This is a genomic window from Clostridium sp. MF28 (genome assembly GCF_002969175.1).
Classification (GTDB): Bacteria; Bacillota; Clostridia; order Clostridiales; family Clostridiaceae; genus Clostridium; species Clostridium beijerinckii.
This window is the reverse complement of the sequence record NZ_CP014331.1, coordinates 138,354-159,625: the sequence shown is the minus strand read 5'-3', so window position 1 is coordinate 159,625 and position 21,272 is coordinate 138,354. Positions and strand designations below refer to the sequence as shown.

Sequence of the window (21,272 nt, the reverse complement as noted above, 5' to 3'; positions counted from 1 at the left end):
ACAATTACTTTCCATGAATTTTCAATGCTTTTTTACATACAATGACTAGATAAAATTCTTCTAATCATCAAGGTCTTAAATAAAGCTTTCATAAAACTGCATCAGCTCTTCACCAATATATTTAATTGATGAAAATACATAATCTGCAGTTATGTCAGATTCTCTATACATAGCTTCTGATGTCTCACCACTTAATACAAGAATGCTAGTTATTCCTGCATTCACTCCAGTTTTAATGTCAGTGTAAAGTCTATCTCCTACAATTGCCACTTCTTCTTTTTTAAGCCCATACTTTTCAATAATAGCTTCTACTATATATCCATATGGCTTCCCTATAACCACAGGAGAAATACCTGTGGATGATTCAAACATTCTTATCATAGAGCCAGTATCGGCATATATTTGCTATTTTCAATTGGGCAATTGAAATCTGGATGAGTAGCTATAAATGGTACTCCATCTCTTATATAATCACAAGCTGTCCATATTTTTTCATAAGTTAGTGTAGTGTCAAACCCAAGAACTACATAATCCGGTTTGTCATTTTTGTCCTTAACTAGTATAAAGCCAGCTTTTCCAAATTCTGCCATAAGCGGTTCTGTACCCATGAGATATATCTTGTTACCTATGCAGTTTTTCTTCATATACCATATGGTTGCTTCACCAGATGTGTAAATCTGTTCTTCATCAACATAACAGCCAAGTGCTGAAAGTTTTTGCTTATAAGTCGATTTATTTTTCGAAGAGTTATTTGTTAAGAATATAAATTTCTTTTGTTGACTTTTTAAAATGTCTAGAAAGTCTAGAGCTCCATCAATAATTGTATTTCCAAGATAGAAAGTCCCGTCCATATCTAATAAAAAACATTTAATATCTTTTAACTCATTCATTTTTACCTCCATATTAAAACACATAATTATCTTATATGTTGTTGGATTTAGGAACATGAAAGAAAATAACAAGTCCAAAATGCCATGATTATTTTTCATCAGGCAAGGAAGTAGATTTGTCTCATAGCAAGTCTATTAGGCAATCTGCTGAAGAAGCATGATGGAAAATAGGCTTGGCAGATGAATTTGTTATTTTTTTGATTGTGCCTTATATAATTTATCGGCAATTAAATTAGCAATTTTTCTGTCAATCCAAGATCATCAATTAAATGCACAACGCCATATCTTGTTCTTATGTCCTTTGCAGCAATAAAAGTCTTAATAAATAAATTCTTATCTATTCCAAGCTCTTCAGGATGCCATACACATCCACCGTCCTGTAGTATCTTCTTTACTTTCTCAGAACTTGGAACTATAGTATGTCCAATATCAAGAATTTCTTTCCAGTTTGCTGCTATCTTTTCTGCATTTTCTTGTCTCTTATCAGGATCCAATTCAATTGCATCCTTTTTATAATTAATTACATTAACTGCCACTTTACCAAATACGCTTTCAATATTTTGTCTCCATTTATTCATATCGTAGTATCTGAAGCTTTTCTTAGCCATAACACTTTCTATATCTATATCCTTTAATGCTTCAAATAACATAGCCATTACAACTGTACCTACTCCAACAAAGTTTCCATGTACCCATTTTTCTTCACTATTTCTTGTATGAAACATTATTTCCCAGCCATGAGCAATATGATGCTCCGAACCTGATGCAGGTCTTGAAGAACCTGACATTCCTATAGTTATTCCCGACAATACTAGCGCATCTGTTATATTTTTTACTACTTCATCATTCCTTTCTGGAATCCTTGGTGCAGCAGCAACACACTTATTTACTGTAGATTGAACCATATCTGCAATAGTCTTACAATAATACTCCCCTGTTAAGAGGTTTGTAATTGACCAGTCTGCAAGAGCAGTATATTTACCTAATACGTCCCCAAGTCCTGAACAAAGTAAATACATTGGAGCATTCTTCATAATGTCAATATCCGCGTATATTCCATAAGCATAGGCTGCTTTATGAGATTCTTTGAATCCATCTGTAATTAAAGGCGATACTACAGATGCATATCCATCCATGGATGGTGCAGTACATACTATGGCATAAGGTACATGTGCTCTGTAAGCAACATACCTGCAGATATCATTTATAACGCCTGAGCCTACACCAAGTATAAGTTCTGTATCATCTTCTATTTCTATTAAAACTCTTCCAAGAGCATATACATCAGGCAATAAGTGTTCCTGTGGAAACACATATTTCTTTAATAAAAAATCATTATTTAATGTTTCTTCAACTCTTTTTCCTGCTATATCATATGTGTGGACATCCTGTATAATTAATATTTTTTTATTCCTAAACTCTTTTAGGAATTCTGGAAGCCGTTCTATTATATTGCTTCCTATTTTTACAGAATTAATTTCTACACTGTGCCTTTTTCCACATTCACACTTAAAATCCATTCCAATAAGTTCTTCTACTTTTAAATTTGTTACTTCCACTATAACCATCATCCTTTCCTTGTAAATATCCAATGGCATTAAAGAGTACTAATAAGCACTCTTTAACAAATTAGGTTATTTAATCTTATTTGATGTCTAGCCACTGTAACACTCCCATCTTCTATTAAAGTGAGAGATAACAGTGGCACGACCCTAGATAACTTCAACTAACCTTCAGTGAAGGTTAAAACTCCCTCTGAAGCTAAGTTTCACTTTATAGACTTCCTGTGAATAATTGGAATATCTTAATTACTATCCAGTTTAAGAAATTTCCTCCCATATCTAAACTTGAAATAGTTGATGTTCCTGCCGGCATTGTAAATTGAGCCATTTGAGCCATTTGAGTATGGAATCCCGAAATATTTGTTGCCATTAGTAATCCTAATGCCATAACAATTGTACCTGATATAACTGAGTGAACTATATTACCTTTTGCTGCACCAACTATAAAGGCAACATAAAAACATATTGTAGCTAAATCTCCAAAAGGTAGAACTTGATTTCCAGGTAATATTACTGCTAAGAATAATGTAATAGGAACTAATACAAGTGCTGTTGCAATAACTGCTGGATGTCCAACAGCTACTGCTGCATCCAAACCAATTGTAAGATTTCTATCTTTCCCAAAATTTTTCTTTTGCAAGAATTCTCTAACTGATTCTGAAACAGGAATTAAACCTTCCATAAGTATTCTAACCATTCTAGGCATTAAGAACATGACACCAGCCATTGAAATACCTATCTGCAAGATTTTATCTACACCATAGCCAGCAAGAATTCCAAGTACAATACCAAGAATAAGTCCCATCATCATAGGTTCTCCAAAAACGCCGAATCTTTTTTGAATAGTTTCTGGGTCTGCTTTTAAATTTTTTATGCCTGGAATTCTTTTTACTACACTAACAATAGGAATTCCTATAAGACCACAAGCTGCAGTTGAACCGGTTGGCAATGATACTCCCTCAAGTCCAAAGAATTCTTGAACCATTGGAGCTGTTTTATCTGCAATTTTAATAACAGCAACTTCGTATAAAATACCAGCCAAAATAGCAAGTAACCAGTTACCATTAGTTAATACGTATACACTTGCACCAGCTGCAGTAAAGTGCCAATAATTCCATATATCAATATCAACTACATTTGTTGTCTTTGTAGCTAACATTACTAAATTTACTAGCATAGCTATTGGAATCATTATTGCTGCTATAGGAGATGCCCAGCTTATTGCAGCTGCTGCTGGCCAGCCTACATCTATTATGCTTAGCTGTAATCCATATCTAGTAACCATTTGTTGTGCTGCGCCACCAAGATTTGTTGTAAGCAATCCAACAACCAAATTTATACCAACAAAGCCGATACCAATTGTAATACCTGATCTAAATGCTTTTTTAAATCCTTGTCCAAATATAATACCAATGATAGTAATTGTTAATGGCAGCATAACAGTTGGTCCTAAGTTCAAAATGTATTGCACTACATTTAATAACATTTTCTTTCCCCCTATATTATCAAATTTTATTTACTTTTATAAATTTTCAATTAAGTGTTCATATTATAAATTTATATATACGATTTAGTTTTTGAAGAACAAAATCGCAGGCGACTGTGGAGCCGGAGATTTTTTTACGCATCTGCCTTTTCGAACGCATGTGAGAAAAATCTGGCAGGCGAATATATTTTCTTTTTTATTCTCTTTTAAAAGTCAACCTTCTGAATTAACCTTTCTTATAGGTTATCCACAGATTGTCCATTGATATAATTTACTAGAGAATAAAAAATACTATTAATTAAGATGTGTTGTCCTGAGCTTCAAATACATAATTTTATGTGCTATAATAATTAGTAGTCCAATTAAATTTTTTATATAGGTCCACCTTTAAAGTGGCCTATCTTTTTTTATTTCAAAGCATCTATAATTCCTTGGTCGACTTTTCCTGGATTAATGTTAGTTAGATAGTTCATAGCATTAATTACAGGGAATTTATAATTTCGTGATGAAATTGTAGTTGTTACTAAAAGATCTGCTTGATCTTCATAACCTGCCACCTCTGAAATCTTGCATTGTATAATTCTCGCATTAATCCCATTAGTTTTAATCAAGTCTTCCACCTTTTTACATACAACTGTTGAAGTTGCAATTCCTGTACCACAAGCTACTAATATTAATTTTTGTTTGTCCATTTTTTTGCCTCCTTAAAATAAAATCATATAATTTAAATAATTGCTCATTACTTATTCGCAATTACAATTAAAGCTTGAAACGATATCATACACCTCGTCGCTATTTTTTGCTTGAAGCATATTTTCGAGAATGCTTTCATTCTGGATCAAAAACATTAATTGCTGTAACATTACTATCTGACTATGAGGTTCATTTAAAGCCATAGTAAATACTATATTAACATCTACACTTCCATTTCCATCCATGCTATTAAATTTCACTGGATTTTTTAGTGTTGCAATGGCTATTGCTGGTTTCTTAACATGTATGGCATCTGTATGGGGTATTGCAACATTGTATTTTCCAAGTAATAAACCTGTAGGAAATTTACTTTCTCTATTTACTAACCCATTAAAAAAGGAATCTTCTACAAATCCTGCTTCTAATAATATTGGAGACATCTTCTTAAAGACATCCTCTGCTGATCTAGCTTCAAGATTATTTACTACTAAATCTCTTCTTAAAAATTCTTTAATACTTCTAGTCATTTAACTTCCTCCTTTTTTGTAAGTATTTTATACGTTTTCATCCATGATTACATCTTCATAATATTTACAAAGCAATTATCATGCCAAAACTATGTTGAAAAGGTAATAATATATATTTTAAAACCCAACTTTAAATTTAGCTTCAAGGTTATTTAACGCTAAATTTCTTCTCAAGAGTTTCTAAATGCTTCAAGTCATTAAACTACCTCCTTTTTTGTATAAAATTTCTTTAATATTTCTAGTAGTCATACTTCTTCTTCACTTGATGTTGTTTTTTTATACTTTTTTATATTTGATTACATCTTCACAATATTTCTAAAGCAATCGCCGTGCCAAAACTATGCTGAAAAGGTAATATATATTTAAAAATATAAAGTTACAAGATAAAATTTTCACTTTTTACCTTGTAACTTAAAATAGTTATTAGATTTTTAATAATATGTCTGAAATCTCTTTCGGAGAATTTGATTTTCTTAATTTATTAGCTACTTCTGTCTTTGATAAGGTATCAAATAATTGTCTAACCACTTTTCCATCATTTTCTTTAAGTGCTAACATAATCACAACGTCTACCATACAATTATAATCCCATAAAATAGGATTATTAAGTTTGAAAATAGCTATAGATGATTTTTCAACGAATTCTGATAGGCCATGAGGTATTCCAAATGTTCCTTCAAACAAGGTTCCTCCAAGCATTTCTCGCTTATACACACTCATTGTAAAATTCTCACTAACTCTTCCTTTTGATATAAGAAGACTACACATCTCATCTATTAAATCACTTTTGGTAAAACTATCATTATTAACTTTTATTAATTCCTCATCAATTACATTTATTAAAGGATTAAACTGCTTCTTATTTATTCCAAGGAATTCTTTTAATCTTAATTTACCTGATTCTTTTAAAATATCCTGAAAAGATATAAATGGAATACTTTCTAATTCAGGATCTATAGTTCCGACTATTGCAGCTATATCATGATCTCTACTAATTTTAATTATTTCATTTTGAGCATTATCTTTATTTATAATTCCAACTGATATAATTCTTAAGTTCTTATTTGTATTTCCTAGTACTACATCTTTAAGATACTTTTTTATTTTTAACGCGGTCCCTTCACCTGTTATACATATTGTAATTATAGTTTTAGTATATTTATTCGCCCCTTTAACTTTCCCAACGTAAGCCTTGTCTCCATCAAGAGCTTTAGAAATTTCGTATAAGTTACTATTCTCCATTAATGATCTTCTAACTGCTTCTAATACCATTACAGTATCTACCCTACCAATAACTCGAGTTGGAATTCCTGTTTCTTTTGTTATTATTTCCCCAAATGTAACCAGTGATCCCATATCAACCAATATCAAGCATCCTTTACCTTCATTAACTCTTTTAACCACCTCTATAGCTCTTTCAAGTAAAGTTTGAGGATTTTCATCTAGTGACATTTCAATTCCAACTGCAAGATTTGTACCTAATAGTTTATTTGCTACATCGACCATACCACAAGCAACATGTCCATGGCTTAATACAATAACAGCCACTCTACTTACATTTTTATCCACCTCGGAAAACGTTTTTAGGTACACGGCAATAAAGCCTATTTCGTCTTCTGGAAGTTCAATATCTAAGCTATTATTTATTTCTTTAGTTAATATTTTTGCAATTCTGTATTCATTGTAATATTCCTTCTTTATATAATCTGATTCAGGATTCCTTACTATTCTTCCCTGTTTTAGTCGTTCATAAGTTGAATTCAAATGCATTGCTACACAATAATAAAAATTTTCCTGGATATTTTCCATATATTGTTTTGCAATATCAGTTACTTTTTCAACCACATTTAATATTTTTTCATCTATTATATTTTTTAGTTCTTCCTTTGGAAAAAACATATTTGATTCTATATTTTTTGCAAACTTACTTAAATTGAATTCCACCTTGCTCCACAATATTTTATTAATTTCATCTTTACTTAACCCCTGCTTTTCAAGTTTATAATACTTTTCCTCTATATTACTATATATTCCATCGGGTAACATATATCTATCATCTTTGGATTTCTGTGTCACAACATCATTAGGATTAACAACCAAATCTTCATTAAAAATATCTTCCGACACTAGTTCTCTATCCTTAACACTTAATATTTCTAGAGGAACATGCTTAGGCAAATCTTTTATATCAATAGCAACTTCATTTGAATTATTACTTAAGGAATTACAAAAACCTCTTGCACATGCAACTTGTATATCACTTCGCAGCTGTCCTATGTTCCCTGGACAATTATATAATAGTAACGATCTGATGACTTCATATCGTATGGTAATTTCCTTTCCGACTCTAGCTGATTCTTGTGAAAAAAAACTTTTAATCAAAACATATTTTTCATTAACGGGCCTGTTGTTAATAGACGGAAGTTCAATTATCATTGGAATTCTTCTTCTGAATGTTAGCAGCAAAGATGATTTTGGATCTTCTGTTGTTGCTGCAATTATCATTACATTTGCTGTCCTACTATTTTCAGTTTCACCAAGCCTTCTATACTTTCCTTTATCCAACAGATAAAACAATATTTCCTGACCTTCGCTTGGTAATCTATGGACTTCATCTAAGAATAGTATCCCATTGTTTGCTTTCTCCACTAGTCCAACTTTATCCGTGATGGCGCCAGTAAAAGCACCTTTACTGTAACCAAACAATTGAGAAAGAAGTAATTGTGGATTATCTACATAATCAGCACAGTTAAAAAGTACAAATGGTGCATTCTTATCAAAATGCGAAGAACTAATAGCAAAATTATACATAGCCTCTGCAAAAAAACTTTTTCCAACACCAGAAGCTCCAAGCAAAAGAGTATGGAGCCCATGAGGTGGATATAACACTGCTGCTTCTGCTTGACTAATTGCATTTTTTAACGAGCCGTGATATCCTATAATATTTCTTAAATAATTAGTGTTACTTTTATCGCCCTTATTTGAATTATCTATATTGGAGCTATTATTAATTTCAGTCCCATCTTTATCAACTACTGATTTAACTGTTATAAAATTTTTCGGTTGATTTTTATTTAAATTTGATTTTTCAGCAGCATTCTGCGGAAAAACTTCTGAAATTATACTTTTTTTAATCTGCGATACTGAATATCTAGAAATATCATATCCAAGAATAGATAGTCTTTTGCATAACTGCCTATCTGAAATATCTTTATCTTCAATAATTATTTCCTTTATATCACTATATAGAATTGCTTCTTTTCTTTGGCGAGAATTATTTATATTTTTTTCTGTTCTAAATTGAGTTATATATTCTCTAGTCGTATTTACTAATTTAGCAATATCACTGTCGGTTAATGGCTTTCTTTTATCCTCATTTTCAATTAAATCTAGTATTTTATTTTCCAGCAAAATTCTCCCCCCAGTATTAGTGTAATTATATATGTTACAAAAATAATTCTTCATCATAATTCTAAAAATATTTCAAGAATTTTAGCCATAATTGTGAATTGTGCATTGCAACATATATATTATTTAAAACTCTATGAATAATCGTTAGTAACAATTATATTATAAATCATTTTACTACTTTTTCCATATATTTAGGTTCACTTATTTTGCCATAATACATTAAATTTACAAAAATATTCCGACTTAAATGCAGTATTGTTAAAAAAGCTCTGCTTTTTGTATAGTTATTTATAATACTAAACTACTCTAGTACCATGTATTTCAACTGCACCTGTATATTCCAAGAGAAAATCTCTATTTTCCTTATTAACGCCTTTTCCTGGCATTATTGAAATTCTACCGTCTGCATATTTAACTAAATCTTTTAAACACTCTTTTCCAGCCATAGCGTTTTCACATCCGCCCTTAGTAAGTATTCTATCTATTCCTAATTTAATTATTTCATCTACGGCTATCTTTTTATCCTCAACTTCGTCAAATGCCATATGAAAAGTTATTGTCATAGGCTTTGCCAAATTAACTAACTCCTCTATTATTTCTTTATCTACCTTAGAATCTTTTACAGAACCAATTACCACACCTTGAACTCCAAGTTCTTTGCACATCTTCACATCGTATTTCATTATTTCTAGTTCTTCTTTTGTGTAAGTGAAATTTCCACCGCGTGGCCTTATAATAACCATAACTGGTATATCTATATCCTCAACAATTTTTCTTATTGTTCCGTAACTTGGAGTTGTTCCTCCCTCCATCAAATTATCACAAAGTTCTAGTCTATTAGCTCCTCTTTCGGCAGCTAAAATCGCCTCATTATAATTCCCCACACATGCTTCAAATATTTTCATAACTTGCCTCCTATTTTCTTACTCGAGTTTTTTATAAACTTATAAATTAATCCCTATGTATAACCATAATTAACTAATAAATTAATTTTTTATTCTACTAGTCTATACGTAGAACTTGTCTATATTTTAACATTTCTCGGTCACTCAAATAAATACATATATAAATTCCTAAAAAAATATTTATAATAAATTTTTATCTAACTTATGAAAACATTTAAATTGGCCTTACCAATTATAGAAATGTATGTTATAATTTGAGTGTAAATACAATTATTTTTATTTAGGGAGGTTATTTTATGGCTTCGATCGAGATTCCATACTCAACAAAATCTTTAAAAATAAACATTGATGATAAAAATCTAAAGGGCATTTTAGTTTCCAAGGCAAATACCTATAAAGCTGATATTTCACAAAATGATATAGTGAATAAGGCTCTTGATAATTGCATAGGTAGTAAATCTTTAGAGGAATTAGTAATTGGTAAAAATAATATGGTTATTATAACTAGTGATCATACACGACCTGTTCCTAGTAAAATTACCATGCCAATTTTATTACAAAGAATAAGAAACGTTAATCCCAATATAAACATAAAAATTCTTATAGCCACAGGCTTTCATAGACCAACAACTAGAGAAGAAATGATAAATAAATTCGGACAAACCATCGTTGATAACGAGGAGATTATAAACCATATTTCAACAGATGAAAATAGTTTAATAAATGTGGGAACATTACCTTCTGGTGGTGAGTTATTCCTAAACAAATTAGCGATGGAAACCGAGCTCCTAATAGCAGAAGGTTTTATAGAACCACATTTTTTTGCTGGATTTTCTGGTGGAAGAAAAAGCATATTACCTGGAATAGCTTCAGCAAAAACCATAATGGCAAATCACTGTTCTGAATTTATTAACAGCAATCATGCAAGGACTGGAATTATAAAAGATAATCCTATACACAAAGATATGCTCTATGCTGCTGAAAAAGCAAATCTTGCATTTATACTAAATGTAGTTATAGATGAAGATAAGAATATTATAAATGCTTTTGCTGGTGATAGTAAACTTGCTCACGAAGAAGGTTGCAAATTTGTTATGGAACTTTCCAGTGTAAAAAGTATACAAGCTGACATTGCAATTTCAAGCAATGGTGGATATCCACTAGATCAAAATATATACCAAGCTGTAAAGGGTATGACAGCTGCAGAAGCTACATGCAGGAAAGATGGAGTAATTATTATGATAGCCGCTTGTAACGATGGACATGGTGGTCAATCTTTTTATGAAACTATAGCAAATTCAAAATCTCCTGAAGAACTTCTTGAACAAATATTAAAAGTTCCTAGAAATGAAACAATTCCTGATCAATGGGAGATTCAAATTTTAACACGAATTCTATGTAATTACACTGTAATCGTTGTTACAGATATGTGTGATCCGAATATGATTAAGAGCATGCATATGAAACATGCTTATACTTTTGACGAAGCATTAAACATTGCATATGACATAAAAGGTAAAGATGCTGATGTTGTAGTTATTCCAAATGGTGTAGGTGTGGTTGTCAAATAATAATCAATAACTTATAACAATATTAAAAAGCTGGTATTTTTTAAACAAAAGTACCAGCTTTTAAAATATTACTTCGAAGCATTTTTGCTAACAATCTCAGATATAAATATCATAAAAAAAGTTTTACTATTTATGATTCACTAATGTTACGTATATATGTATCATATGGAAATGGTATTATGATTTCTCCGTCAACAACTTTGTAATCGGTATTTTCTGTTGGGCTTAAATTTTTAATTAAATTCATTCCAACTTTATATAAAACTTCAGCTTCAATCATTGGATCTTGAATAACAGTTCCAGTCATGATTCCTTTATCAATTAAATCTTTTGCTTCTTGTAAGCCATCAATTCCAACAACGGCTATATTTTTTGACTTATTATCCTTGTTATAACCATATTTTTGCAATGCCTCAATAGCTCCTATTGCCATAGCATCATTGTTTGAAATTATTGCTTCAATTCTCCCATTATATTTAAGGAACAAATTATCAATGGAACTTTTAGCTAGATCCTTAGACCAATTAGCATTTACTCTGGCAAGTTCTTGTGTCTTTATTCCAGAATCATTAAGTGTTGATATTGCATATTTACTTCTATCAATGGGCTGTGGGTCATCAGATGGACCTTGCAACAAAACATACTGTAATATATTATCACCATTTACATCTAAACTACTTTTATTTTTATTCCAAAAATCAGCAATGATTTTACCTTGAGCAATGCCAGCTTTTTTCGAATCAGGAGTTACAAAAACAACTTTCTCATATAATTTAGAAGCTCTTGATGCTACTTCAGGTATAATATTCATTAGTATTAAAGGCTTATTCTTTTGCTTAATCTTGTTAATGGCACCTTCTACAACATTTTCTCTTCTGTCTGGTAAATATAATATAAATAAATCATATTTTGTTTGTAAAGCAGCATCTAATATTTCATCTTGTATTGCTATATTGTTCTTCGGATTTAAAAAAGTAAATTTCACTCTATTTTGATTCTCATTTTCTATATTTTTTAAGCTTTCAATAACTTTCATAGTAAATGGATCATCAGTTACGAAAAATATTACTGCTATATTAGACACTCTACTAGTGTTAAGATCCAAACTTGCTATTGTTTTAACTTGAGTTATAGATATCAATAAAAAAATAGTTAAAGTTAGCAATATTATCGCAATTCTTTTATTTAATATTTTCATTATAATGCCTCCCATTAGATATAAATACTCAAAATTATATATCTACTCTTGATTAGGTTGCATATAAATATAAAATTTATTCAAAATTAGTCATTTAGAAATAAAAGGATTCTAAAAATATTGCAAAAATTTTAGCCGTAATTGTGACTTGTGAAATGTGCATTGTGAATTTCAATATATATATAGCCATATCCTATAATGAATGATGCTAACAAAAGAATTCATTAATAAAATATGGCCAAAACTTTTAGATAATATTATTTATACATATACTCTCTAGTCCAATGTAAATTATTATTTACTCCTTTGCCAAATAGAAATTGGTGTATATGAACATTTCCACTATTAAAAGATGCTGCACAGGCATTTAAATATAATCTCCACATTCTTATAAATGTTTCATCCTTAGTCTTTCTTATTTCAGGCAAAGCATTTTCAAAATTACTTGCCCAATGTTCTAGTTTTTTTCATAATGAAATCTAAGATTTTCTACATCACTTACATTGAAATGTTTATCTGAAATTGAGCAGATCAATTCTGAAACAGATAGAACATATCCATCTGAAAAAATATACTTATCTATCCATAAACTAGATTTTAAAAGAGATCCTTGGTTTTAACAAATATATTTTTATATCTTTCTTTATTTATTGAATCTTTCTTAAACTCAATTGCTGTCTGCGGACATAAGTGGATGCACGCCAGACATTGCTCACATCGATGTTCCCATGAAGGTTTTGCTTCTATAATTTCTATATTTTCAGCTGGACATACATTAGAACAAATTCCGCAGCCTATACATTTCTCGCTAACCCAGAAATTTTCATCAATGTTATTTGGGTTAAAATCTTCATACATCTTTTCTTCTTTATATCTGTTTTTTATGACAGGGATATTATTTTCATAATTATTATTAATCATTCTTGCAATATTAATTGTTATCCTTGATTGATTATTCATTCGATTAATGAAATCTTCTTTAGGATGAGGATAATACATAAACCACATATTTCCAGGCATCTCAACACTAAAATTTGCAGAAAGTGATTTTCCTTTACTTCTTAACAGGATATCAATTTGCTCAAAGGTTAATGCAGCATAACTCCCAAAATTAGCTACTGCAAAAAAGTATTTGCCTAAATTAACATCTAAGTTTTTTATAAAATTTGCAACCATTTTAGGAAGCCCTCTATAGTAAACAGGAAAAACAAATCCTATTCTTTCAGAAGTCACTTCATTTATATTCATATTACGTTTGCATATGCGTATCAATCGACAATTGGTGATATTTTCACATAAATCTTTAGCTATCTTCAGTGAATTTCCTGTACCAGTAAAATAATAAATAGTTGTCTCCATTTAAAATCTCCTTAATAAATATTCTATAACTTGAATTTTACAACTCAAATATACATCTTATACAAATTAAGAAGCTATCCATTTTTAGCATGCGGATAGCTCTTATATCTATATTATCTTTTAGTAAAATACTTCTAATTTTTATGATTTCATAGTTTCAGTTTCCTTTTTAATAAATCTATGCTCAAACTCCAATGCTTCCATTGGTTTTCCTATTAAGTAACCTTGAATATAATCACAGTTAAGTTCATTTAGAATCCTAAATTGTTCTTGAGTTTCAATTCCTTCTGCAATAATCTTAAGATTCAGACTATGCCCTAAAGTTATTATTGATCTAACAATCATTACACTTTTATAATCCTTTTCCAAGTTCCATACAAGTGACTTGTCAATTTTTATCATATCAATAGGTAATCTATTGACATAGCTAAGGGATGAGTAGCCTGTACCAAAGTCATCTAAAGATACTCTAACTCCTATTTTTCTTAACTTTTCTAGTATTCCTATGATTGTACCAGAATCCTCCATAGCCTCATCTTCAGTAATCTCCATATTTAAACATCTTGCCGGAAACGAATAATGATTTAATATATTTTCAACCATTGGTATGAACTCAGATTGCTTTAATTGCGAATAAGAAACATTAACTGAAATACTAAATTCACTTCCTCCGAGCTCATGCCATATTTCACATTGCTTACAGGCATTTTCTAATACCCAATTATCAATTGATATTATTTCACCCACACTTTTTGCAATTGGAATAAACTCTATAGGAGAAATAATTTTATCAGCTTGTTTCCATCTAATTAGAGCTTCTGAATATAGCACTTTCATTGATCTTAAACTTATAATTGGTTGATAGTAAATTACAAATTCATTATTTTCCATGGCTTTATTTAATTTCTCTTTGATATTCATTTTATTAAGAAATTCATCATTTATTTTCGATGAATACAAGGCATAATCATACCCACCTTTTTTCTTAACTTCATACATGGCTACATCTGCTTTTCTAATCAATGTATCTGCATCTTTACCATGTTCAGGAAATATACTTATGCCAATACTGGCTCCAACACATAAATCTTCCTCATTATAAATAAAAGGAATTTTCAATGCTTTTTGAATTCTTTCAGCAATTTCCTTAACATAAGTAGTAGATTTTATATCAGTTGTTATAATTACAAATTCATCTCCACCAATTCTGCTTATTATATCAACATTACTTATTATACCTTTTAATGTGTCCGCAACATTTTTGAGAACTTTGTCACCAACTTGATGTCCATAATTATCATTTATACTTTTAAATCCATCTAAATCTATGAAAAGTATTGCGAAACTATTATTTTTAATTTCTAAAAGCATATTAAGGTTTTCTAGCATCATTTTTCTATTAGGAAGTTCTGTAAGAGGATCATAATAGACAAAATGACGAAGTTTCTCCTCAGCTCTTATTTTATCTTGAATTTGATTTTTAAGCATCATATTAGCTTCTTCTAATTTTAAAGTACAGTTCTTTTCCATTTCTAATATTTTTTTTCTTTCCGAAATATCATGTAGTAATATTAATATTCCTAATATATCGCTATATTCATCATATATAATTGTACCTGACAATTCACATGTAATGTTATTTCCATATTTCGTTTCCAAGTTAACTTCTATATTTTTTGCACAAGAATTTTTCGTTATACTACTTAAGTCAAAATCAACATTATCCAGTAATTCACTAAATATTTTTCCTTCTACTTCTTCAATTTTATAATTAGTTACACTTAATGATGCATCATTACAATTTTTAATAATGAAGTTCTCATTTAAAATAAAAATCGGCTCATTTACAGTGTTAAAAATATATTCTGATATATACTTCGGAGTCGTCAACATCAATCTATGCTTGTTTATTGCATAATAAATACCACCTAAAGCTATAGTTCCCGTTAATACTGCTGATGGAAAAATAGTTACTCCTAGTAAAGGCAAAATAAAATCTGTAATTATTCCTATAATGATACTTACTGTACAAGTTATTAAAATAATTTTGTTTTGCTTTTTTACTCTATTCTTCTTAGAATATTTTCCTCTTAAATACAATACTATAACACCTGCAAAATCTATTACTATCGCCCATATTATATATAGAATTTGTGGAAACAACTCTGGAGCCACATCAATCCAGCCATAATATTCCTTAGTCATTGCTGAATAAGGTTCTACTATAATGTTTCCAATAAATAACAGTGTAGTTGGAACATATGCTAAAAATTTTATTATTGAAATATACTCAAAATCGTCCTCATTATTCAGTAAATATGCAAAGTATAGCCAAAGTCCATTAAAAAAGCAATACCCTAGAACCGAAGAATTTCTCCAAAAAAATGCTGTATTGATATTATCAGATGTTAACATCATTGCATATCCGCCTGACCAAAGTCCAAAGCAAATACATATATATATAAATATCTGATTTGTTTTTGATTTTTTATCCATTCTATAACCGTATATTCCTAAAAATAAATAAAAAATACAACATGAAAATAATAATATAAATAACGCAGTCTTAATAATATCACCTCCAGTATGAGACACAAAAAAGCTCAGATTTACATAACTAATAATCTATACTAGATTTTAACTCTTTAAAACATTTATTTTTATCTTAATGACTTCATACTATATATCTTTAGGCATGTTTTATCGTGATATATACTATATTTAACTGTAAAATAATAACAACTAAAGATATAAAATAATTATATCATATTTTTTTAATATAAGCTTTTGATTGATTAATTTTAAATAATTTAGACAACTTAATAATCTACAGTTTTTTAAATAATATGAACTACATTTTATACTATTCTGAGCTTAAAATTAGTTTAACATATATTAATTATTGTTTCTGTACATACACGATTTTGACGAAAGAATAAATAAAGGCGGATTAAGTATTTCTACCTAATCCACCTTTATAAATATTTTTTGTTAACAACTTTAGATATTTTCTTTATGCAAAATATCTATCTAAAAGTCCTTTGAAAGCTTTTCCATGTCTAGCTTCATCCTTACACATTTCATGAACTGTATCATGTATTGCATCTAAGTTTAATTTCTTAGCAAGTGTTGCTAAATCCTTCTTACCTTGACATGCACCATGTTCTGCATCGACTCTAGCTTGTAAATTAGCTTTTGTATCTGCCACTACTACTTCTCCAAGTAATTCAGCAAATTTAGCAGCATGTTCTGCTTCTTCAAATGCGATTCTCTTATATGCTTCTGCAACTTCTGGATACCCTTCTCTATCAGCTTGTCTTGACATAGCTAAGTACATTCCAACTTCTGTGCATTCTCCAATAAAGTTCGCCTGTAATCCATCGATCACTTCTTTCTCAACGCCTTTAGCAACTCCAATTACATGTTCATCAGCAAAAGCTAAGTCACCACTTTGTTCTATGAACTTTTCTGATCCTACACCACATACTGGACATTTTTCTGGTGCTGCTTCTCCTTCATGAATATAACCACACACTGTACAAACAAATTTTTTCATAAATTCTCTCTCCTCGCTATCATTTCAATAAATATTTATTAGGCTAATTACCTTATTATATATATTTCAACATCTATATCCTTTTTTCCTTCTATTCTTTCGCACTTTCATAACCTTTATTTCTACATTTTTATACACAATATGCATATTTCTATCTTTTTCCTCTATAAAGAATTGGAGTCGATCCCAAAGAATATCCTTCATTATATAGTTTGTTTTCTAACTTAATTAGTTCTTCAGCCAAAATTGTATTTGATCTTAGATCTGTTGGTTCTTTCACTATATCAAGTTCTATACCTTTATATTTTCTATAGTAACTATAATTTTTCCATAACCATGCCTTTATTCTACTTAAAGTTGATGGCTTTCTAATAATATTAAGGATCATTTGTCTGCATTCTTCAATATCTTCTTTTTGAGTATCGTTTAAATTTGATAACTTGTTTCCTAAACTTCTAGCCGCCTTCTCATCTAGTTCTTGACATAAAAATTTGAGAGCATGCCATACATTATAAAGTTGATTTTTATTCTCTATTTCTACTTCTCTTGCCCAAACAAAAGCGTTTAATCTTCTTATATCCCACCTTTTTATTGGGCTTTCTAAATCATCTGCACATACTAAAAAGAATCCTTCTTTAAGTAACATCGCTCCTAATACTCCAGGTGGGTTTCCAAGTCTTTTGTCCTTAAACCCATTAAGCATTTTTATATAAAACACTCTCATACTCTTTATTTTTATCAAATTCCTTTTTTGCAAAAACACATACTGGCATTATCTTCTTATTTTCTTCTATCGCAAAATCTACAACTTTCCTTATTAAAAGTTTTCCTGCTCCTTTGCCCTTCAACTTTTCGCCTACAAAAGTATGCTCAATTTTTATTACATCCTTACTAGTATCACTTAATATTACTTCTGCTAAAGTATTTTCTTCCGTTTCTCCAATATAGAATTTATTCAATCCTTTTTTAATATCAAACATAATACATAACACCATCCTCTCCATAATTTTATTCATTTTACAAAAACCCTTTATTAATTCCTTATATATCCACAGAACTATTATATCATAGTCACATAATATTTTAATGTCAAATTTTTATGCTTTTTTTAATTTAATTCACTATCTATTTTCTCAAAAAATAAGGGTTCATCTTTGATAAACCCTTATTTCTCGTACTATATTTAAAATAATATTAATATATTTATCTAAAAGAAAAAGTATGCAAAATTGCATTCATAAGTTATTTGTATAACTAAAATTCTTTAAAACAGTTGAATCACATTTCCATTGCGTCCACAGCACTTCTTGTACTTCTTTCCACTTTGACATGGGCATGGATCATTTCTTCCAATCTCTTTTTTGCTTTCAATTGTTTTGTTATTTCCTTCTTTTTCATTTATAGTTGCACCTTTATATTTCCATAATGGTATATTCTTAATAAATTTATTAACAATATTAAATACTCTGATTTCATCTTCCTTGTCAAGTTTTGCATCTATTCCATTTATTATGTCTTCAAGTATTTCTTCAGAATTTCTATATTGTATATCCAAAGCCAACATGTTCATAGTTCCAGCAGCATCATTTTTATCAACTAAAAACATAGATGAAAATTCTTTTGAAAACTTCCTCCCAATACTACTTCTTTCCAAATAATCTTCGTTAGACATAGAAATTAGATCATCTTTACTAATCATAGAATAATCCAAATTATTGTCTATATCATTTAATATTTCTTCATAATCCTCTATTTCCACATTAACAAATATAATTTTTCCGTCATCGTCAATTGTACCATAATATTCATTATTATAATAAAAAGATCCTTCTTCTAATATAGATAACAATATTTGCTCTTCTACATTGTCATATCTTTTCATTAATCCTTTAACATCTTCAAAACAAAGAACACCATATAACTTAATCATACCTCTAAAGATATTCATGATTTCACTATTTTTCTTCATTAACTTTCTAAACTCTAGGGTATCACATTGCTTAACAACGGCCTGCATTAGTTCAGGCATTAATAAGATTGGTTTTCTATCTTTTAAGCACGGAAATACCATCCCTTGATTCATAAAAAAAGCATGTTTATCCGCATAATTTTCTGCTTCATTATCAGAAACTGAAATTATTCCATTATTCTTAATGTATTTTAATAATATTTTATACATATCATCATTAATCACATTCATTTTATTTCTGATATTTTTTTCATATTCATCAATATATTTTTCAATCACCTGATTTTTATTCAAATTATATGATAATTTAAGACCAATGTTCTCTGCTAGGCTACAAATTTCTTTTTTAGGATATGGCTTGATCAATTCTTCTAGGTCAAAAGAATATGTATCCTTGAAAAACGTATGTATAAAACTATTTGTAAATTTATTATAATGTTTTAAAAAATCATTCTCTATCATTTGTTCAGAATCGTCAAAATCTGAAAAAGCATCATTGTTATGTATCGGCTTTTTATTACTAACTTTGTATTTATTGTTATTTCCAGGCAAGTATTCTTTTTCCGAATTTTTATTTCCTATATACCCGCAAGCCCCATCTCTTGGAGAATTATTAAGTTTACCTTCTTCTGGATTATTTCTAGCAATAACTTCCATTTGGCTAAATTCGCTTGGAACTTGTATTATATCTACAACTTCTAAAGTCAAATAAGTAGTTGAACCAAAATCATATTCATATTCGAACTTTTTATTAACATTTAATACATCTTTTAAATAAAAATTCATCTCATATTGTTCATCACTATTATCATGATATATTTCTTCATCAATATAAAACGCACTTAAATGTCCACAACATTCTACCCATATATCTCTTATAAATTTGTCCAAATGCTGAAGTTGCAACTTTGCATCTATCGAAACATAAATACAATATAAACTAGGATTATACTTATCTTTCATGGATATTATGAATTGCTCTCTTACCCCTTTAGTATAATTCATCTTTTCTTCAATTGATTTTTTCATTACTGAACAACTCTTTGCATGTCTTTTAATTGTTCTTTCAGTTAATTCTTTATTACAATAATAACATCTACCTTGCACGACTAAATCTCCTCTTAAATAATATAATTACTATATAAAATTCCAACATGCACAATTATATACTAACATTATGTTTGTCTGCAAATTTTTTATAAAATTTCTATATTTACAATTCTATTAAGGGTATTAGATAAGTAGATCTTATAGCTTATAATATTTATAGCGTATTAACTTCTTGCAACTATTAGTAACTGGTTGAATTTTTATTAGCTATATCTTTGGCATACATGTCGCAGAGAGAATTCTCAAAATGGTTAGAATGTGCTTTTACCCACTGAAATTCAATATATTTTCCATTACAAGCTTTATCAAAATCAAGCCACTTTTCTATATTCTTAGCTGGTTCTCCATTAATAGTTTTAAAGTCATTCAATTTCCATATAGGTAACCATTCTGTGAGTCCTTTTCTAACATACTGGCTATCAGTTATTATTCTTATTTTTTCAACATCTTTTAATAATTCAAGTGCTTTTATGGCTGCTTCAAGTTCAGCTTGGCTGCTTCCTATGTCTTTCACTTTTTCTGTATATAAATTATAATTTTCTTTCAAATCTTCTATTATAAAAGCAAATCCACCATGATTTTTCTTCTCAAAATAACTGGCATCTGTGTAGATTTTATAGATTTTCTCTTCAGCCTTACTTTCCTCTATTGCATAACTATCATAATTACTATTTCGTTTATCTAAAACTAAGATTTTACTTCTATCATTAAAAGCAGCTACATCTTTATCTTCTCTTATGACTACTTTTACATTAAACCCTACATAGTATGTATCTGGTCGCTTATTATGAAGCATTTTTCTAAATTGGTATTCCTGTCCTTTAAAGAAATCACTTAGGTTGTTATTATCTATAAAATGTAATTCTTTTTTTAAAGGATTAAATTCTACTAAGGAGTTCTCAGTACCATTACTGACTTTAATTTTATAGTTATTATTTTCTTCATCTATTATTTCTAGTGTAAAAAGTATCATTTTCATAAAAATTACTCCTTAAAACAAATATCTCATTATAAATATATTTATGTCACAATTAA

17 protein-coding genes and 1 pseudogene are annotated in these 21,272 nt (G+C 29.3%); 1 reads left to right on the top strand and 17 read right to left on the bottom strand.

The window, feature by feature from the left end; genetic code table 11:
• Positions 1–75: 75 nt before the first annotated feature.
• The 8 genes from AXY43_RS27375 to AXY43_RS00605 all read right to left on the bottom strand — a co-directional run bounded on the left by AXY43_RS27375 (position 76) and on the right by AXY43_RS00605 (position 9,474).
• Positions 76–381, bottom strand: a complete 306-nt coding sequence (locus AXY43_RS27375) for an HAD hydrolase-like protein (protein WP_243099142.1) — start codon at positions 379–381, stop codon at positions 76–78.
• A complete protein-coding gene (locus tag AXY43_RS27370) occupies positions 378–890 on the bottom strand; it encodes an HAD-IIA family hydrolase (RefSeq protein WP_243099141.1) in 513 nt (170 codons plus the stop codon). Before AXY43_RS27370 ends, AXY43_RS27375 begins: the two co-directional genes overlap by 4 nt.
• A 227-nt stretch (positions 891–1,117) precedes the next feature.
• A complete protein-coding gene (locus AXY43_RS00630; RefSeq protein ID WP_243099140.1) occupies positions 1,118–2,449 on the bottom strand; it encodes a sn-glycerol-1-phosphate dehydrogenase in 1,332 nt (443 codons plus the stop codon).
• A 214-nt stretch (positions 2,450–2,663) separates the two neighbouring features.
• Positions 2,664–3,938: a PTS galactitol transporter subunit IIC gene (locus AXY43_RS00625; protein WP_012058712.1), complete on the bottom strand. Its 1,275-nt coding sequence runs from the start codon at positions 3,936–3,938 to the stop codon at positions 2,664–2,666.
• Between the two features lie 407 nt (positions 3,939–4,345).
• Positions 4,346–4,630: a PTS sugar transporter subunit IIB gene (locus tag AXY43_RS00620; RefSeq protein WP_012058711.1), complete on the bottom strand. Its 285-nt coding sequence runs from the start codon at positions 4,628–4,630 to the stop codon at positions 4,346–4,348.
• A gap of 51 nt (positions 4,631–4,681) precedes the next feature.
• A complete protein-coding gene (locus AXY43_RS00615; RefSeq protein ID WP_012058710.1) occupies positions 4,682–5,158 on the bottom strand; it encodes a PTS sugar transporter subunit IIA in 477 nt (158 codons plus the stop codon).
• A 423-nt stretch (positions 5,159–5,581) separates the two neighbouring features.
• The gene (locus AXY43_RS00610; RefSeq protein WP_105410769.1) at positions 5,582–8,569 is read right to left on the bottom strand and encodes a sigma 54-interacting transcriptional regulator; all 2,988 of its coding nucleotides are present in this window, start codon (positions 8,567–8,569) and stop codon (positions 5,582–5,584) included.
• Between the two features lie 296 nt (positions 8,570–8,865).
• Positions 8,866–9,474 carry a copper homeostasis protein CutC gene (locus tag AXY43_RS00605; protein WP_023974656.1) on the bottom strand — a complete coding sequence of 203 codons (609 nt, stop codon included), beginning with the start codon at positions 9,472–9,474 and terminating at the stop codon, positions 8,866–8,868.
• A 296-nt stretch (positions 9,475–9,770) separates the two neighbouring features.
• On the opposite strand from AXY43_RS00605, the gene larA reads away from it, so the two are divergent.
• On the top strand, positions 9,771–11,045 hold the full coding sequence (larA, locus tag AXY43_RS00600) for a nickel-dependent lactate racemase (protein ID WP_023974655.1): 1,275 nt from the start codon (positions 9,771–9,773) through the stop codon (positions 11,043–11,045).
• 130 nt (positions 11,046–11,175) lie between these two features.
• Here larA and AXY43_RS00595 read toward each other — a convergent pair whose 3' ends face one another.
• The 9 genes and pseudogenes from AXY43_RS00595 to AXY43_RS00555 all read right to left on the bottom strand — a co-directional run bounded on the left by AXY43_RS00595 (position 11,176) and on the right by AXY43_RS00555 (position 21,216).
• Entirely contained in the window at positions 11,176–12,243 is a 1,068-nt protein-coding gene (locus AXY43_RS00595) for a galactose ABC transporter substrate-binding protein (RefSeq protein ID WP_105410768.1), read from the bottom strand.
• 257 nt (positions 12,244–12,500) lie between these two features.
• Positions 12,501–12,838: pseudogene (locus AXY43_RS00590) on the bottom strand (class I SAM-dependent methyltransferase); the annotation flags it as partial.
• Positions 12,839–12,840: 2 nt separating this feature from the next.
• Entirely contained in the window at positions 12,841–13,602 is a 762-nt protein-coding gene (locus AXY43_RS00585) for an EFR1 family ferrodoxin (RefSeq protein ID WP_077830232.1), read from the bottom strand.
• Between the two features lie 141 nt (positions 13,603–13,743).
• Positions 13,744–16,197: an EAL domain-containing protein gene (locus AXY43_RS00580; RefSeq protein ID WP_077723663.1), complete on the bottom strand. Its 2,454-nt coding sequence runs from the start codon at positions 16,195–16,197 to the stop codon at positions 13,744–13,746.
• A gap of 418 nt (positions 16,198–16,615) precedes the next feature.
• Positions 16,616–17,158, bottom strand: coding sequence for an NADH peroxidase (locus AXY43_RS00575; RefSeq protein WP_012058703.1), 543 nt, complete (start codon positions 17,156–17,158; stop codon positions 16,616–16,618).
• A 151-nt stretch (positions 17,159–17,309) separates the two neighbouring features.
• Entirely contained in the window at positions 17,310–17,882 is a 573-nt protein-coding gene (locus AXY43_RS00570) for a hypothetical protein (protein ID WP_243099139.1), read from the bottom strand.
• Complete coding sequence (locus AXY43_RS00565) at positions 17,854–18,138, bottom strand: GNAT family N-acetyltransferase (RefSeq protein ID WP_023974648.1); 285 nt, start codon at positions 18,136–18,138, stop codon at positions 17,854–17,856. Before AXY43_RS00565 ends, AXY43_RS00570 begins: the two co-directional genes overlap by 29 nt.
• Before the next feature lie 284 nt (positions 18,139–18,422).
• Positions 18,423–20,234 carry an SEC-C metal-binding domain-containing protein gene (locus tag AXY43_RS00560; protein ID WP_105410767.1) on the bottom strand — a complete coding sequence of 604 codons (1,812 nt, stop codon included), beginning with the start codon at positions 20,232–20,234 and terminating at the stop codon, positions 18,423–18,425.
• Positions 20,235–20,418: 184 nt separating this feature from the next.
• Complete coding sequence (locus AXY43_RS00555) at positions 20,419–21,216, bottom strand: ribonuclease H family protein (protein ID WP_105410766.1); 798 nt, start codon at positions 21,214–21,216, stop codon at positions 20,419–20,421.
• Between the last annotated feature and the right edge of the window lie 56 nt (positions 21,217–21,272).

Bases quoted from the DNA above. Each gene is read 5' to 3' on its own strand.
- AXY43_RS00615 (WP_012058710.1), bottom strand. From the start codon at position 5,158: ATGACTAGAAGTATTAAAGAATTTTTAAGAAGAGATTTAGTAGTAAAT.
- AXY43_RS27370 (WP_243099141.1), bottom strand. From the start codon at position 890: ATGAATGAGTTAAAAGATATTAAATGTTTTTTATTAGATATGGACGGG.
- AXY43_RS00605 (WP_023974656.1), bottom strand. From the start codon at position 9,474: ATGAAAATATTTGAAGCATGTGTGGGGAATTATAATGAGGCGATTTTA.
- AXY43_RS00555 (WP_105410766.1), bottom strand. From the start codon at position 21,216: ATGAAAATGATACTTTTTACACTAGAAATAATAGATGAAGAAAATAAT.
- AXY43_RS27375 (WP_243099142.1), bottom strand. From the start codon at position 381: ATGATAAGAATGTTTGAATCATCCACAGGTATTTCTCCTGTGGTTATA.
- AXY43_RS00620 (WP_012058711.1), bottom strand. From the start codon at position 4,630: ATGGACAAACAAAAATTAATATTAGTAGCTTGTGGTACAGGAATTGCA.
- AXY43_RS00585 (WP_077830232.1), bottom strand. From the start codon at position 13,602: ATGGAGACAACTATTTATTATTTTACTGGTACAGGAAATTCACTGAAG.
- AXY43_RS00625 (WP_012058712.1), bottom strand. From the start codon at position 3,938: ATGTTATTAAATGTAGTGCAATACATTTTGAACTTAGGACCAACTGTT.
- AXY43_RS00565 (WP_023974648.1), bottom strand. From the start codon at position 18,138: ATGTTTGATATTAAAAAAGGATTGAATAAATTCTATATTGGAGAAACG.
- AXY43_RS00595 (WP_105410768.1), bottom strand. From the start codon at position 12,243: ATGAAAATATTAAATAAAAGAATTGCGATAATATTGCTAACTTTAACT.
- larA (WP_023974655.1), top strand. From the start codon at position 9,771: ATGGCTTCGATCGAGATTCCATACTCAACAAAATCTTTAAAAATAAAC.
- AXY43_RS00570 (WP_243099139.1), bottom strand. From the start codon at position 17,882: ATGAGAGTGTTTTATATAAAAATGCTTAATGGGTTTAAGGACAAAAGA.
- AXY43_RS00575 (WP_012058703.1), bottom strand. From the start codon at position 17,158: ATGAAAAAATTTGTTTGTACAGTGTGTGGTTATATTCATGAAGGAGAA.